14 protein-coding genes and 1 riboswitch are annotated in these 15,646 nt (G+C 40.7%); of the genes, 10 read left to right on the forward strand and 4 right to left on the reverse strand.

Annotation, left to right across the window (positions count from 1 at the left end; all coding sequences use genetic code 11):
* Positions 1-87: 87 nt before the first annotated feature.
* The gene (locus J2X77_RS05555) at positions 88-1,911 is read right to left on the reverse strand and encodes an ABC transporter ATP-binding protein (RefSeq protein ID WP_209574794.1); all 1,824 of its coding nucleotides are present in this window, start codon (positions 1,909-1,911) and stop codon (positions 88-90) included.
* Positions 1,912-2,178: 267 nt separating this feature from the next.
* Here J2X77_RS05555 and J2X77_RS05560 point away from each other — a divergent pair, with 267 nt between their 5' ends.
* Positions 2,179-3,339, forward strand: coding sequence for a pyridoxal phosphate-dependent aminotransferase (locus J2X77_RS05560; protein ID WP_209574796.1), 1,161 nt, complete (start codon positions 2,179-2,181; stop codon positions 3,337-3,339).
* A gap of 23 nt (positions 3,340-3,362) precedes the next feature.
* Positions 3,363-4,202: a prephenate dehydrogenase gene (locus J2X77_RS05565; RefSeq protein WP_209574797.1), complete on the forward strand. Its 840-nt coding sequence runs from the start codon at positions 3,363-3,365 to the stop codon at positions 4,200-4,202.
* Between the two features lie 58 nt (positions 4,203-4,260).
* Here J2X77_RS05565 and J2X77_RS05570 read toward each other — a convergent pair whose 3' ends face one another.
* The 3 genes from J2X77_RS05570 to J2X77_RS05580 all read right to left on the reverse strand — a co-directional run bounded on the left by J2X77_RS05570 (position 4,261) and on the right by J2X77_RS05580 (position 8,627).
* Positions 4,261-5,406 (reverse strand): tetratricopeptide repeat protein, encoded by a 1,146-nt coding sequence (locus tag J2X77_RS05570; protein WP_293885045.1) that lies wholly within the window; start codon positions 5,404-5,406, stop codon positions 4,261-4,263.
* A 121-nt stretch (positions 5,407-5,527) separates the two neighbouring features.
* Positions 5,528-5,914, reverse strand: a complete 387-nt coding sequence (locus tag J2X77_RS05575) for a hypothetical protein (RefSeq protein ID WP_209574801.1) — start codon at positions 5,912-5,914, stop codon at positions 5,528-5,530.
* A gap of 100 nt (positions 5,915-6,014) precedes the next feature.
* Entirely contained in the window at positions 6,015-8,627 is a 2,613-nt protein-coding gene (locus J2X77_RS05580; protein ID WP_209574803.1) for a TonB-dependent receptor, read from the reverse strand.
* Positions 8,628-8,982: 355 nt separating this feature from the next.
* On the opposite strand from J2X77_RS05580, the gene J2X77_RS05585 reads away from it, so the two are divergent.
* The 8 genes from J2X77_RS05585 (at position 8,983) to tenA (ending at position 15,619) form a co-directional block, all read left to right on the forward strand.
* On the forward strand, positions 8,983-9,612 hold the full coding sequence (locus J2X77_RS05585; protein ID WP_209574805.1) for a Crp/Fnr family transcriptional regulator: 630 nt from the start codon (positions 8,983-8,985) through the stop codon (positions 9,610-9,612).
* A 65-nt stretch (positions 9,613-9,677) separates the two neighbouring features.
* On the forward strand, positions 9,678-10,520 hold the full coding sequence (locus J2X77_RS05590; protein WP_209574806.1) for an NAD(P)-dependent oxidoreductase: 843 nt from the start codon (positions 9,678-9,680) through the stop codon (positions 10,518-10,520).
* Positions 10,521-10,617: 97 nt separating this feature from the next.
* On the forward strand, positions 10,618-11,361 hold the full coding sequence (locus tag J2X77_RS05595; protein WP_209574808.1) for a dienelactone hydrolase family protein: 744 nt from the start codon (positions 10,618-10,620) through the stop codon (positions 11,359-11,361).
* Positions 11,362-11,638: 277 nt separating this feature from the next.
* The gene (locus J2X77_RS05600; RefSeq protein ID WP_293885043.1) at positions 11,639-12,475 is read left to right on the forward strand and encodes a VanW family protein; all 837 of its coding nucleotides are present in this window, start codon (positions 11,639-11,641) and stop codon (positions 12,473-12,475) included.
* A 65-nt stretch (positions 12,476-12,540) separates the two neighbouring features.
* Positions 12,541-12,633, forward strand: a riboswitch (TPP riboswitch).
* Positions 12,634-12,714: 81 nt separating this feature from the next.
* A complete protein-coding gene (gene thiM / locus J2X77_RS05605; RefSeq protein WP_209574810.1) occupies positions 12,715-13,518 on the forward strand; it encodes a hydroxyethylthiazole kinase in 804 nt (267 codons plus the stop codon).
* Positions 13,508-14,140, forward strand: coding sequence for a thiamine phosphate synthase (thiE, locus tag J2X77_RS05610; RefSeq protein ID WP_209574812.1), 633 nt, complete (start codon positions 13,508-13,510; stop codon positions 14,138-14,140). The genes thiM and thiE overlap by 11 nt, the downstream gene beginning before the upstream one ends.
* Positions 14,137-14,976: a bifunctional hydroxymethylpyrimidine kinase/phosphomethylpyrimidine kinase gene (gene thiD, locus J2X77_RS05615; RefSeq protein ID WP_209574814.1), complete on the forward strand. Its 840-nt coding sequence runs from the start codon at positions 14,137-14,139 to the stop codon at positions 14,974-14,976. Before thiE ends, thiD begins: the two co-directional genes overlap by 4 nt.
* Positions 14,963-15,619 (forward strand): thiaminase II, encoded by a 657-nt coding sequence (gene tenA, locus J2X77_RS05620; protein WP_209574816.1) that lies wholly within the window; start codon positions 14,963-14,965, stop codon positions 15,617-15,619. Before thiD ends, tenA begins: the two co-directional genes overlap by 14 nt.
* The last annotated feature ends 27 nt before the right edge of the window (positions 15,620-15,646 follow it).

Consider the following 15,646-nt stretch of genomic DNA (forward strand, 5'->3'; position numbering starts at 1 on the left):
CTTAAATCAAATGTACCGAAAAGGCTACAAAAGTTATAATAAAAAAATGTGACAACAACTAATTTGACAAAGCGCTTAAAAAGTGGCCTAATCCGTAAATTGTTGCATTTCGATTAATTTCCGATACAATCCTTCGCGCTGTATCAGCTCACTATGACTGCCCATCTCTACAATCTTCCCCGCTTCAATAACAACAATTTTGTCTGCATTCTGAATGGTACTTAAGCGATGCGCAATGACAACTGTTGTTCTATTATCCATTAATTTATAAAGAGAGTCCTGTACCAATTTCTCAGATTCAGTGTCTAAAGCGGAAGTCGCTTCATCGAGTAGCATGATTGGCGGATTTTTTAAGACGGCTCGCGCAATACATATGCGCTGACGTTGACCACCTGATAATTTGCCGCCCCTATCGCCGATGTTGGTCTGATAACCATGCTCCGTTTTTAAAATAAATTCATGCGCATTCGCAATCCGTGCAGCAGCTTCTACTTCCTCCTGACTCGCAGAAACATTGGCAAAAGCAATGTTGTTAAAGATCGTATCATTAAATAAAATAGATTCCTGATTGACTACACCGATCATATCCCGTAAAGAATCCTGATTTAGCGCCCTTAAATCTGTACCATCAAAGAGAATCTGCCCATCCGTAACGTCCATAAATCGCGGAATTAAATCGACTAAAGTCGATTTACCACCTCCTGAAGGACCTACCAATGCAACGATTTTCCCTTTTTCTATCGTTAAATCAATATGCTGTAAGATTTCTTTGTCTTGGCTATACGAAAAACTCACCTGATTGAATACGATACTTTTCTCAAAGCTTTTAACAAGTTTGGCATCTTTGGAATCTTTGACTTCAGTCTTTTCATCAATAAGTTCCAAAACCCGTTCACCAGCGGCAAGACCATTGTGGATACCACTAAAAGAATCCGTTAAAGCTTTTGCAGGACGCATGACCTGTGAAAAAATAGCGATGTAGGCAATAAACTCCGGTGCGGTCAAGCTTTTGTCGCCTGAAAGGACCAAATGACCTCCATACAGAAGAATAATTGCCACCATAATAACGCCAAGCAATTCAGAAACGGGTGAACTTAACTGTTGCCGTTTAGCCATAGCGCGTCCGATATTCGCATAATGTTCGTTCTCATTATGAAACCTGTTCTTAATAAACGATACCGCATTAAAAGCTTTAATTATTTTGATGCCAGACAACGCTTCATCCAAATAAGATATCATATTTCCATAAGATTCCTGAGCAGCATGGGCCTGAGTTTTGAGATTTTTAACAATCCTAGCGATAAAAAACCCAGAGATGGGAATAACCAAGAGCGAAAAGAATGTCAATTGTGCTGAAATGTTAAACAGCATGACAATATAGGCTATTAGCTGCAAAGGCTCTTTAAAAACAACTTGTAAAGTTCCTGTAACAGAATATTGCACCACCTGTACATCTGAAGCAACCTTAGACACAATATCCCCTTTTCGCTGCCCCGTAAAATAGCCAACATGCAGATCCATCACGTTATCAAAAACCGCTCTGCGCAATTTGAGTAAAGTATGAATGCGAAAGTTTTCCATGATACGTTGGCAGAAATAACGAAACAGATTGCTGATAAAAACTGAAATTACAATAACAATACACACGTATTTCAACGCACCATAGGCTCCAAGCTGGTTATTGGCAACACTTGCATAGTAATTAAACCACGCGAGAATGTCGGTATAAGTCTCGGGTTTTACCGCTTCGACGGTCGTATTACCAGCGTTAAAAAGTGTATGGAGTAATGGAGCAAGCAATGCTAAATTTAATGTACTAAAAATAACCGTGATCAGCGTGAAAATTACATATGGGATTGCAAATTTCTCAATGGGTTTAGCAAACGATAAGAGCCTAAAATATGTTTTCATTTAATTTCAACTTAGACAAACTACTCTTCAACAAAAAAGTAACTCGTCGATCTCTCCTCTTCCTTTCAGATTTTTATGGAGGAAATTGAACAAAAATAACAAATTAATCAAGAAAAGCACCTATCGTGTTAAGGGACTATAAAATTGTTGCATCCAAAGAACAAAAGCGTTCAACCTGCTCTGCTTGAAAAATCGATAAAAAAATCTCATTTTAATGGATAATTCCCTAATTTAGCCTTATTCAAACACCATATTTAGTAAAATAAAATGCAAATAGACGTTGCCAAAAGATTGCAGCACACCGAAGAATATTATTTCTCCAAAAAATTAAGGGAAATAGATGATTTAAATAAACAGGGTATGCGCGTGATCAATCTAGGAATCGGAAGTCCAGATTTGCCCCCGCATCGGGAGGTAATCGAGACATTAAGTACGAATGCCCAACTCCCAAATGCGCATGGCTATCAAAATTATAAAGGTGCTCCTGCCCTACGACAAGCCGTTGCGGATTGGTATCAACGTTATTATCATGCAACTTTTAATCCAGATACAGAGATACTTCCCTTAATTGGATCAAAAGAAGGGATTGTGCACATCTGCATGACTTATCTTCAAGAAGGAGATCAAGCTCTTATCCCCAATCCTGGATACCCCGCTTACGCTGCAGCCGTACGGCTGAGTGGTGCCGAAGCGATTACCTATAACCTAACACAAGAGAAGAATTGGCTTATTGATTTGGATGAGCTCAAAAAACAGGACTTGTCAAAGGTTAAATTGATGTGGATAAACTATCCACACATGCCTACAGGTGCATCCGCACCTGATGCATTCTATCAGAAGCTGATTCAATTTGCCAAAGAGCACAACATACTGATTTGTCATGACAATCCGTATAGCTTTATCCTGACAGATACACCAAAAAGTATCATGAGTATTGCAGGAGCGAAAGATGTAGCCATTGAATTAAATTCGCTGAGCAAGTCTTCCAATATGGCTGGATGGCGAATTGGTGTACTCATAGGCGCCGAAGAACGTATAAACCAAGTTCTCCGTTTCAAAAGCAATATGGATTCGGGCATGTTTTTACCTGTGCAACTGGCTGCCGCAAAAGCCCTGCAATTGGACGCATCTTGGTATGCTGACCTAAACAAGATTTATGCGGAAAGACGTCAACAGGTTTATGAGATTATGGATTTGTTAGCTTGTTCTTATCAAAAAGATCAAGTAGGATTGTTCGTATGGGCCCGCATTCCCGAAAAATACAAGGACGGTTACGAACTGAGTGATGCCGTTTTGGAAAAATCACGGGTATTTATTACACCGGGAGGAATTTTCGGAGATAGAGGTAATCAATACATACGTATTAGCCTTTGTGCCACTGTGGATGTACTCAAAGAATCAATCCAACGAATAAAAGATAGCTTCTAAGAACTTAATATAATTGTTTATATATGAACATAGCCATTGTCGGCGTAGGCTTAATAGGCGGTTCCGCTGCCATTCGCCTAAAAGAAACAAAATTCTGCGACAAAATAATCGGTGTAGATAAGAGTCAAAAAAACTTGGATAAAGCGATGCAAATCGGCTTTATCGACGAAACAGCCAGCCTGGAAGACGCGATTAAGAAGTGTAAAGTATTGGTGCTCACGATTCCTGTCGATGCCATTTTACATGTTGTTCCTCAAATTTTGGATCTGGTCACCGATCAAGTCGTCATTGACATGGGATCAACGAAAACAAATATTCTCCATAAAATTAAGAATCATCCTAACCGGGGGCGTTATGTAGCAGCCCATCCAATGGCCGGAACAGAATATTCGGGACCGGAAGCAGCTGTAGCCGGCTTGTTCAAAGGCAAAATGATGGTATATGTCGAAGCCTTTAAAACCGATGAGGATGCGTTCGAGATCGCCGATGCTATTACGGACCAACTGGAGATGCGAAGTTGTTTTATGAATGCCGATGAACATGATGTACATACCGCTTATGTATCCCACATCTCCCATCTCACTTCTTTTGCACTTGCCTTAACGGTATTGGAAAAAGAAAAATCTCAAGGACGTATTTTCGAACTTGCAGGCTCCGGATTTGAATCTACGGTTCGTCTGGCCAAAAGCTCACCGGATATGTGGACACCTATTTTCAAGCAGAATCGAGAAAACGTACTCGAAGTGCTCGAAGAGCATATCAAGCAACTTCAATCCTTGCATGACGCTATTGCCACAGAGGACTATGACAAATTACACAAACTCATTACCCGTTCCAATAAAATAAAAAGGATTATCAAATAAGGGTTTAGCACTAGAAAACAGTACGCATAAACAAGGCCCCTACTCAGGTCGGCCTTGTTTATTCATCTTCAAATTCATTGAACTTATCCAAGTCTGCTCTCGCTCCGACAGCGTCACCCAATTTTTCGCGAATTGCGGCACGATAAGAATACAAATCAGAATAATATGGATTCAGATCGATCGCTTTGGAATAATCTGCCAGCGCTTCCGTAAAATTCTCGAGCTTTTCATTCAGATCGGCTCGCAATGAATACACATAAAAATCTTCCGGATTGAGGCTTACAAGGCGGTCAAAATCCAGTAATGCTTCCTTAAAATTACCCAAACGCTCGAATAAAGAGGCTCTTTCTTCATACACAATCGACGAATTACCATCGATTTCTTCTGCCTGAGCATAGTCTTGCAATGCACTCTGGTAATTGCGGTAAGATTCAAAAACTTTTGCACGAAATATATAAGCAGCAGCTCGGTTCTTATCAAGGGCGATGGCCTGATTGAAATCAGACAACGCCAATTCAAAACAGGTCAATTTCAGGTACAAACTTCCCCTGAAAACAAAAAGATTACTATCGCCACCCTCAGAATTAACAATAGCACAGGAATAAAGATTGATCGCCTTTAGATAGCTATAGGAATGAACATATTCAAGCCCCAGTGAATTTATCTCGTCTTTACTTAGCTGTTGAGATTTTGATTCCAGCTCCTGAATAACCAGGTTTTCAGCCTCGAAGTAAGTTAATTCAGCCTGATTTTCCTGCCATTCCAATACACTATGATAATTAAAATCCAGTCTCTTCGCAATCTGATAGTCATAAAATGCCCCCTCATCTTCCTCGATCTGTCTGTAGATTAAACAACGGCTGGCATAGAAAAATGGTTCTTCTGGAAAGTGCTCGATAGCATTAGTGAACGTTTCAATGGCCTTGTCATAAGTGCCTATCTTAACATAATAAAGTCCCAAGTAGCTATAGGCAAGCGCGTGATTAGTCAAATCAATGGCCTCCTCAAACAAAGCAACAGGATTACCGTTTCCAAGGATACCAATATTAAACCCTTCCAATAGGCATCGAAGAGCGCGATCGCCAACTGCAGAAAGCCAATCAGACGGAAAAGGCGGACAAGATTGAGGAAAAAACGATGCAATGGGCAAAAAAGAAAACTTAGCAAGAAGGATGGGTACTGGCAGTGTAAAATCTGATTCCACAAGAGTATTGTTTTGAAGAATAACAGCTAGATTCGAAAACATATGCTTCATACTCAAAACTAAGCTAAATTTCATTACAAAAGAAATTTAACCAGCGATCAATTCCCCTATTTAGATATTCTTATCCATGAATTTCTCCCGTTAGGTACAAATATTTATATCGGATAATATCTCTTGAATTGGTAAACCGGATTAACTTTTCCTTTTTGAAAACATAATTGGAAACCTTTTCTTCCATCAAACGCAAAAATTCGACAAATTCGGCAAAAAAGTTTTGACGTTCAACAGGCGTAAATTGACTGTTTTTAACAATCCAGAAGAATTGCTCTTCATTCACATGGAAGGAAACCTCATTGTGCTTTTCTTTTCGAAAAATAAAGATTGGATCATTTTCCTGGTTAATAAATAAAGCAAAGCCAGTATTTCCACCATCCAGATTAACGACAAAAGCAGAAAAATAGACAGTACCGATCTGTAAACTTTCCAGACAAATTAATTTATGTAACATCAGGTTGACAATTAGATCACCTAAAATTATTAAGTTTTTATTTAAAAACAAAAAAAGCTCACAAAATATTGTGAGCTTTTTGTAATTAGAGTAAAATTTACTAGAAGGTAAATTTCACCGATGCGTTCCACGTTCTACCCTGTCCGATTAAAACGAAATTGGATGTATCTATACCATTCCAAGAATTGTTAACATCTGTGACCAAGTTGCTGGATGTTGCTTCAGAAATATAAAACTTATTCAACACATTATTCATGTTAACACGGAAACTTATGTCGTTCTTATCACTCACCTGAAGATGGTAAGAAAGACCTGCGTCCAAAAGATTGAAAGACGGTAATTTCAGATAACGCCCATAAGTTTGACCATCGATTACTTCTCTGCGATAATTCGATGCGTACAAACGCTCATAATATCTATAATTTGCATCTACAGATAGCCCCTTAAACACCTTATATTTAGCACCAAATCCATAGGAAGTTTGGGCAGCGTTACCAACATGTTCACCTGTCAAGTTTACCTGTGAGCGTCCCAATTCTATGCGGTTATCGTTACGCACGACCGAGTTTACTGCGCCATCGTACTTCCAATCACCGATAGATAAAAATCCTGTGAGACTCAACTTTTCTACAGGACGGGCTTCAAAATCTACTTCTACGCCTCTATGGACCTGCTTAACACCGTAATTTGTTGTATATAAATAGGCTCTCTCTACCAAAATGCCAGGGTCGTTTGTCGGGTTATATTTTTTCACATCATCTGCTGTTGCTAAACTTGAGCTTCCAGTAACACGATTTTCCCAGGTTGTGCGGTAAACATTGACGTTCACATCCAAAAATCGAGAAGCAAATTTATAGCCTGCTTCTAAACCCAGTATTTTTTCGTTTTCGGCATTTTCATTGATATCATTTGCATAATTCATGAAAATATTGTTTTGATATGGCTGACGGGAATAATACCCTGCATTACCAAAAATACTATGATGCCCCAATGTATAACTTACACCACCTTTCGTATTGTATCCAAAGTTGTTCACTTCTTTAGAATCCTCATTACCCGGTGTATATTGAAAATAATCAGAACGTTTGTTTTGCTGTTCAGAAACCGATCCTTGGAAAAATGCCGTAAAGCCATTTTTCGCATACTCCAATTGACCAAACAGACCTCCATAACGGATGTACTGATTGTAATCCCAAGCTAAACGTTCATCACGCGAATCAGGTTTACTGGAGAACGCCTTCCATGGATTTGTCGAATAGGTGTTCGTAACTAGCGGTTTGTTAGGAAAATTAACATTACCACCTAATACAACACCATTTGTATTACCCAGCGGATTGGTCAATTTACGATAGTGTGTGCCTTTGTAATCCCTTACATCAAAGCCCACATTAAAATTAAGGGATTCTGAGAGCTTACGGTTATAGTTAGAAACTATACCAAACCATTGGTGATTGTTCACATCAGCAGCCAAATATTTACCTGTATTGTATTTATCACTCCGCAAAGATTGGCCCCCACCTGCCGCTAAAGAAGCATATACAACGGTAGATAAAGATGATTTATCGTCGATCGTCCAGTCCCAGTTTAAGTTGGCTACAGGCTTATGATAAAAATTCTTCTGCGCATTCATCATCACGCCATTTGCATCCTTATAGTTGTCGTTGTAACGTCTGCCATTAGCAAGGTAGTTCGACAATTTTGAGGTATATCCTTGGTTATGCCATTGTGGAGCACCTGTTACCATAAAGTTCAGGTTGTGTTTTTCGTTGGCTTTATATCCAACGGACAAGAAATAGCTTTGTCCGGCACCTTCCGTATGGTCCATATAACCGTTACCTGACCATTGTGTTAACATAGCGGAAACAGCAAAACCATTTTTCATGAGCCCGGTATTGTAACCGACTGTTGCCTTCATAAACATATCGTTGCCGACCGTTGTGCGCACAAAACCACCTTCTTTCATTGCAGTGGATTGTGTTACGTAATTCACGGTTCCTCCGACAGAGGAAATCGCTAACTTAGAGGATCCCAACCCACGTTGGATCTGCACCAAGGACGCAATATCTGTAAGTCCCGACCAATTTGACCAATAGACACTACCGTTGTCCATACCGTTGATCGGCTGGCCGTTCAACAGAAATGCGGTATTGGACTGATCAAAACCACGGGTTGTCATAGAAGACTCACCAAACCCTTTTGCCTGGCCAGTGATATAAACGGAAGGCGTATTTGCCAATGCGGAAGTAATATCCTGCGCTCCAACCCGCTCTTCCAGATCTTGCTTGCGGATCGTTGAAACAGCAATCGGCGTCTTTCTACCTGCAGCAATATCGATGACCCCATGACCAACAACAACGACCTCATCCAAATTCGTTGACGATCCAGCTGTAAAAATTGGATTGATATTCAACGGTTCCCCCGATTTCAGCATGATGTTTTCAAAAATAACTGGCGTTTCTCCGATATAAGTGACCTCAACTTTATAAGGCCCCCCTTCTTGAAGATTTGAAATTTGAAATTTTCCTTCGGCATCGGCTGAGCCACTTATTACTTGTCCACTTGGGATGTGGATAATTTTAATAGTTGCTCCTTTAACCGTTTGTCCAGTAGCTTCTTTGACAACTCCTGAAACTGAACCAGTATTTGCTGTTTGACCTTGAACGGCACCGTAACTAGCAAAGACAAGGGCAAAAAAAAGTAAAGACTTTTTCATGGTAGATGTGATTGTTTTGTTTTTGTGCTGCAAAACTAGGAATTGATTGTCTTTTTAACTAATTTTAACATGCGTGAAGTCCGAGCGTATCTCGATACGTAAAAAAATATTTTTAGCCTTCCCTATAAAAACATGGATTCCCTGAAAAAATGGGCAACAGATAATAAAAAAGGCTAAAATAAACACAATGTATTCATCATATTTTTGAAAAAACACTAAATTTAACAGGAATAAAATTTTGTCTTATTTGAATAAGTAACCTTTTTGAGTTTCATGCGGGGATTTTGCAGTAAAGTTTTTTCTGCAAACAATCCAATAAGGTTATATTATAGATACATTCAACTAACTGAAAAATATGTTGTCAATCCAACAAGCTTATAGCGGAATTCTTGAACCGTCATTAATCACGGAAATAGCGGAAAATGCGCAGATAAAAACATTTAATGAGGGGGATCTCATTATCGATACCAATCAATATATCAAGTCCATGCCCCTGCTCTTGGATGGAGCAATAAAAATTGTTCGCGAAGACGAAGATCAGGGAGAATTGCTGCTTTATTATCTGGAGCGAGGTCAAACCTGTACGATGTCAATTGCCTGCTGTCTAGGAAATAAAAAGAGTGAAATCCGTGCACGTGCTGAGAAAAAAACTACGGTGGCCATGATTCCCAACGAACTTGTCAATCTTTGGATGGGAAAATATCCTTCTTGGCGAAATTTCATAATCTCAAGCTATTCAAGCCGCATGGAGGAAATGCTACAAGCCATTGATAGCTTAGCCTTTTCTAATATGGAAGAACGAATTATCAACTATCTCCAGGCGAAGGTAAAACTGAATGATGACCGAATACTCACCCTCACCCATCAAGATATTGCTTCCGACCTCAACACATCCCGTGTGGTTGTCTCCCGAATTTTAAAAAAGCTGGAACAGGAGGATAAAATTGTATTGCTTCGGAACGAAATCAGGGTATTAGTGGATTGAGCAAAACATTCGTATCTTTAGCTATAAGTAAATTTCGAAAGGTATTCATATCATTTTTATTTTAGATGAAGATAGAAAAATTAGGATTTATAGGACTAGGAAATATGGGTTATCCCATGGCTAAAAATCTAGAAAAAGCCGGATTCCCGCTTTCTGTTTATAACAGAAACAGCAGTAAGACACTGGGTTTTGAAGAGCATTTGATCAGAAAAGATATCGCCGAACTCGTCGATCAAAGTGATATCATATTTTCCATGCTCACGAATGATGATGCCGTCGACGATGTATATGAAAAAATCCTTCACTGCAATGTCAAGGGTAAACTATTTGTCGATATGAGTACAATCTCGCACGAAGGCTCTATTTCTACTGCATCGAAATTAAAAGAAAAAGGCGGGGCTTTTATTGATGCACCTGTAGCCGGCAGTACTAAACCAGCGGCTGAAGGTTCCCTTATTATTATGGTCGGTGGCGAATCAGAACATGTTCATCGCGCTACACCTTACCTTGAGAAAATGGGCAAATCGATCAAACATCTTGGGGAAAATGGCCAGGGGATCTCGGCCAAACTTGCCATAAACTATTTTCTTTCCACCATTTATCAAGGGCTTGCGGAGACGATCCTGTTTTCAGACAAATTGGGCATTAATCGGGGGCAAATGCTCGAAATTATCAACGATAGTGCCAGTGGCAGTGGTGCGACAAAAGTGAAAACACCTTTGCTTGTGGAAGAAAATTACGCTCCAGCGTTCGCACTGGATCTTATGCTAAAAGATATCCGGCTGGCCCAACAGGCTGGCGCCGATTATCCGCTTTTAAAAGCACTGCTTGAGACGTACGGAAAAGCGCATGAAAACGGTTTTGGACAACTCGACGTTATCGGCATTATTGAATCTATAAAGTCTTGATTCAGGTTGCCAAGAGCAAAAAGTAACCCAATCAAAAAGGATAAATATAATAGCCTAACGACGATTGCAAATACATAGACAGAAAAATTATTTACATATGAAAAAAGTAATGACCCTATTGCTGCTTACCATGGTTACCATGACTTCACAAGCGCAAGAACTAAAACAAATTTCGTATCAAGATGGTGAGCAAAAACTCAAAGGATTGATTACCGCCAATACGGCAAAAAAAGGAGCAGCTGTCCTCATTCTCCCGGCATGGAAGGGAATTGACAACGAAGCGAAACAAGCCGCATTACAACTGGAAAAAGAAGGCTACATTGCTTTCATTGCTGACATTTACGGTGAAGGGAACATTCCCTCAGACAACACGGCAGCATCGAAAATAGCCGGACATTACAAAACCGACTATAAGGCTTATCAGCATCGCATCACGCTAGCATTAGAACAACTAAAAAAAGAAGGAGCGGATCCCAACAAGATTGCTATCATTGGCTACTGTTTTGGAGGTACCGGCGCGCTCGAAGCCGCAAGAGCGCATTTACCCGTCAATGCAGTGGTCAGTATTCATGGCGGCCTATCCAAATCTGCAGACAGACCCAATGGTGCTATCAAAACAAAAGTGCTTGTTGAGCATCCTGCAGACGATAAAAGTGTATCCAAAGAAGATTACGATGGGTTGATCAAGGAATTAAACCAAGGGAAAGCAGATTGGCAAATAATCACCTATGCAAATTCTGGACATACCTTTACCAATCCAGAGTCGCCAGAGTATAATCCAGTGATGGCGAAACGCGCCTGGGCGCATACGTTATTATTTTTGAAAGAAGTGTTAAACTAGCTCGCAACACGAACAACAGCAATATCTCTCCAAATGAATGATAATTCGAAGCTGAAAATCTATCCGACTATTGTTCATTTCTTGATATTGCTGTTGTAAAGCATCATCGCAATCCCCCATCCTTTAAAATCACTAAAGATAGCAAGCCCTCAAAACCAGAGGACAAATCGTGTCGCAAATCGTGTGACAAATCGCGGGACAAACTTTTAAAAAAGGAGAAAAAAAGTGTGAACACATACATTTCTTGATTAATTTTGAAAGCAAAAAAAAGGTCGAATTGAGAAAAAGAATACTAATAAGTCAACGTCATCCAATACTATATTTTCTTGCGGTATGGGCACGAAGAATGCACCGAAAAGCCGTTTGGCTGTTGGATGATAAAAAATACGCTGCTGTTAAATCAGCTGATAAACTTCCCTTCCGCGTTAAAAAACACCAGTCTGTATTGTTAAAGAAACTGGGCGAAAACAACATGCAATTGCAGATCAATAAAGTTACCAATCTGAAAATTGCAGCATCACAGATCACGAGCATTCTGATCAGGCCACAAGAAACTTTTTCATTTTGTAAATTGGTAGGACTACCTACCGCAAAAAAAGGGTATCTGTCGGGAATGGAACTTTCTTTCGGCGAAGCGCGAGCGGGCATTGGTGGTGGAATCTGTCAAATATCAAATCTCATCCATTGGCTTGTCATTCACAGCCCGCTTACGGTCACTGAACGCTACCACCACTCTTTTGATCCTTTTCCCGACGATGGCCGTGTACTACCTTTCGGTAGTGGCGCTACCGTATTCTATAATTATCGGGACTATCAGTTCACTAACAATACCCCTTACACCTTTCAAATAAATCTGTGGTTTACCGACAAATGTTTAGAAGGTGAATTGAGAATCGATCAAGAGCTGGATTTTGCGTACCATGTATTTGAAAAAGAGCACCAATTTCTTAAAATAGACAATCAGTTCTTTCGGAAGAACGAGATCTGGCGCGAGAAGTTTTTAAAATTTCAAGGTGGAAAGATTTTAGAAACAGAACTTTTAACCAAAAATTTTGCGCGGGTTACTTATACCCCGGATGAATATACTGAAATTAGTTCCGACCGAAAGGCGTAATTCATTTTCATGATGATGATGCACGCTCTTTTAATATGAAAAGTCCACTTTTTTGTTTAAGTTTGGGATGGCTTTGGGGGTATTCTGTATAGAATTGAGATAGTCCCTTTGAACCTGATTCGGTTTATACCGGCGTAGGGAAAAGCAACAATCCACTGTACAGCATATCTTTATACTGCACAGCCCATCGCTCTTCCTTCCCTCAAAGCCACACGAATATAGCTTAACATGCAAAAAGAATGGAAGATTCTATTATCAATTTATTGGAGCAGGTGAGGATTGAAAAACCGCTCGTGCATAACATCACAAACCTCGTTGTGATGAATACTACGGCCAACGCACTTTTGGCCTTAGGAGCATCCCCTGTAATGGTACACAGCCCATTGGAAGTACGCGAAGTTGTGGACATTGCACAAGCGCTCGTCATTAATATCGGTACTTTAAGTGAACATACAGCCGAAGCGATGCTGGTCGCTACGGAACACGCCAATACCATCGGACGACCGTGGGTATTGGACCCTGTTGGTGCCGGGATATCAGCATTTCGCAATGACCTACTTTCCAACCTACTAGCGCTAAAACCAACAGTAATCCGTGGCAATGCATCGGAAATCATAACGCTGTACAATTCCAACCAACCGAATACAAAGGGAGTTGACAGCACCGCGGATAGTAAAGATGCGCTCAGGTTTGGAAAGCTATTGCAACAACATACTGGCTCCATCATCTGTATTTCTGGAAATGTAGACTATATTCTTTCGGAAAAACACACGGTTGAAGTGTATAACGGCCACCCCTTAATGACGCAAGTGACAGGACTTGGCTGTAGTGCTACTGCACTCATTGGTGCATTCCTGGCTGTTACGGATGGCCACTTTGAAGCTGCTGTCGCAGGGGTCTCCCTCTTAAGCCTGGCCGGAGAGCTCGCAGCCAAATCAGCCAGCGGCCCGGGCACACTGCAATTGAATCTTTATGATGAACTCTATCGGCTTAATGCAGAACGTCTGCAATCAAGTCTCAAGATCAAACACTATGCACATTAATCCGCTTTTCCCATATCCTTTATATTTAGTCATCTCCGAGCGGGATTGTTATCCCAAAAATTGGCTTCAGGTCGCCGAAGAGGCTATTATTGGTGGTGTTGATCTGATTCAATTGCGAGAGAAAACGGATAATCCCGCTACCTTTTTAGCAAAGGCCATGCGCTTGAAAAAGATTACCGATCACTATGGTATTCCTTTGGTAATTAATGATGCCGCAGCAATTGCCCAACAGATCGGGGCCTGGGGAGTGCATGTGGGTCAAAACGATCTCAAACCAGTCGCCATTCGAGAAAAATATGGAGACAGATTAACTATTGGATGGTCCATAGAAGCTGTGCAACAGCTGGAGAGCCAACAGATGCTAGTCGTCGACCATCTTGGTGTAAGTCCCATCTTTTCAACACCTACCAAAAGAGATACTGTTACCGAATGGGGAATTACGGGTTTAAAGCACCTTCGGAATAGGACCGAAAAGCCATTGATCGCGATCGGAAGCATGAATTTCCACACCACACAACAAGCTTGGAAAGCGGGCGCAGATTCCATCGCAGTTGTTTCGGCCATCTGTCAAAGTGCCGATCCCAGACAAGCCAGTGCACAATTAAAAGCCTTACTAAAATGACAAAAAACAAAAAATATAGGGTTCCTACTATACTCAGCATCGCAGGATTCGACGGAAGCGGCGGAGCCGGCATACAGGCAGATACCAAAACGATATCGGCATTGGGCTGCTATGCGATGAATGTTTTAACCGCCCTCCCCGTTCAGAATACGCAAGGTGTGAGACGTATTTATGAGATACCTACCTCGGCTGTACAAGATCAGCTGGATGCAATCTTTGAGGATATTTATCCAGATGCAATCAAAATAGGCATGGTGCACAATATTGAGCTTGTAGAGCTCATCAGTAACTATTTATCAACGTATAAGGGACCAATCGTATTTGATCCGGTCATGGTATCGACGAGTGGACACAAACTTATTCATGAAGACACCATCCAGGCCTGCGTAACACGTCTTTTCCCCTTAGCAACACTGATTACACCAAATTTAGATGAGACGAGTGTCTTAGTGGATGAACCTATTCATACTGTTCAAAAGATGGAAAAAGCTGGAAATAGTTTACTGGCTGCGGGTTGTCAATCTGTTCTGATTAAAGGTGGACATCTACAGAGTGAAGAGTTAACATCCCTCTTATTTCAACAGCAAAAGCCTCCAATTGAATTCAAGTCACAAAAAATTAACAGCAAAAATACACACGGTTCCGGCTGCTCGCTCTCTTCAGCAATTGCGAGCCAATTGGCACAAGGCGTTGCTCTCGATCGCGCAGTAGACATCGCATTATCCTATATACACGCGGCGATTTTGGGAAGTAAAAATCTTCGCATTGGCAAAGGAAATGGGCCATTAAATCACTTCCATAACCCCCTTAAACTTATGCAATATGAACTGGACTGATCATGCCTGGGATGCTATAACACCAATTTATTCGGATATACTTGCTATGCCATTTATCGTTGAGCTTAGTGATGGAAGTCTTCCCTTGGATAAATTTCAATTTTACATGCGGCAAGATGCATTCTATTTGGAAGAATTTGGTCGTGTCCTTGCTTTTATAGGTGCAAAGAGCGCTGACAACCAACAAGCATTGGACTATTTCGAGTTTGGGCGCAATGCACTTCTTGTTGAAAGAGCACTGCATGAAAATTACTTTCGAGAATTTGGTTTAACATCTGGAGACAACAGTAGCAAAATTGAGCCAACCTGCCATCATTATATCCATTTTCTCAAAAGCGTAGCTGCATTCGAGAGTATTGAAGTCGCCATGGCTGCAACACTCCCATGTTTCTGGATCTATAAAGCAGTAGGTGATCACATTGTGTCGACCGCAAATACGCTTGATAACCCTTACTCCAAATGGATTGAAACCTATAGCGGTGACGATTTTGCACAGGGAGTTATCAAAGCCAAAAATTATGTTGATAAAATTGCTGCAGAAACTACTGCAACAAAACGGGAGAAGATGCGACAAGTATTTATAACAGCTTCCCAATTAGAGTATCAATTCTGGTTAGCTGCGTATATAGGGCGCATATGGTAAAACTAGACTGTCCGATACCGAACAGTC

It is taken from the genome of Sphingobacterium sp. 2149 (genome assembly GCF_031455655.1).
Classification (GTDB): domain Bacteria; phylum Bacteroidota; class Bacteroidia; order Sphingobacteriales; family Sphingobacteriaceae; genus Sphingobacterium.

Excerpts from the sequence above, each read along its gene's own strand:
- J2X77_RS05595 (WP_209574808.1), top strand. The coding sequence starts at position 10,618 with ATGAAAAAAGTAATGACCCTATTGCTGCTTACCATGGTTACCATGACT.
- J2X77_RS05580 (WP_209574803.1), bottom strand. The coding sequence starts at position 8,627 with ATGAAAAAGTCTTTACTTTTTTTTGCCCTTGTCTTTGCTAGTTACGGT.
- J2X77_RS05575 (WP_209574801.1), bottom strand. The coding sequence starts at position 5,914 with ATGTTACATAAATTAATTTGTCTGGAAAGTTTACAGATCGGTACTGTC.
- J2X77_RS05590 (WP_209574806.1), top strand. The coding sequence starts at position 9,678 with ATGAAGATAGAAAAATTAGGATTTATAGGACTAGGAAATATGGGTTAT.
- J2X77_RS05560 (WP_209574796.1), top strand. The coding sequence starts at position 2,179 with ATGCAAATAGACGTTGCCAAAAGATTGCAGCACACCGAAGAATATTAT.
- tenA (WP_209574816.1), top strand. The coding sequence starts at position 14,963 with ATGAACTGGACTGATCATGCCTGGGATGCTATAACACCAATTTATTCG.
- thiE (WP_209574812.1), top strand. The coding sequence starts at position 13,508 with ATGCACATTAATCCGCTTTTCCCATATCCTTTATATTTAGTCATCTCC.
- thiD (WP_209574814.1), top strand. The coding sequence starts at position 14,137 with ATGACAAAAAACAAAAAATATAGGGTTCCTACTATACTCAGCATCGCA.
- J2X77_RS05555 (WP_209574794.1), bottom strand. The coding sequence starts at position 1,911 with ATGAAAACATATTTTAGGCTCTTATCGTTTGCTAAACCCATTGAGAAA.
- thiM (WP_209574810.1), top strand. The coding sequence starts at position 12,715 with ATGGAAGATTCTATTATCAATTTATTGGAGCAGGTGAGGATTGAAAAA.
- J2X77_RS05565 (WP_209574797.1), top strand. The coding sequence starts at position 3,363 with ATGAACATAGCCATTGTCGGCGTAGGCTTAATAGGCGGTTCCGCTGCC.
- J2X77_RS05585 (WP_209574805.1), top strand. The coding sequence starts at position 8,983 with ATGTTGTCAATCCAACAAGCTTATAGCGGAATTCTTGAACCGTCATTA.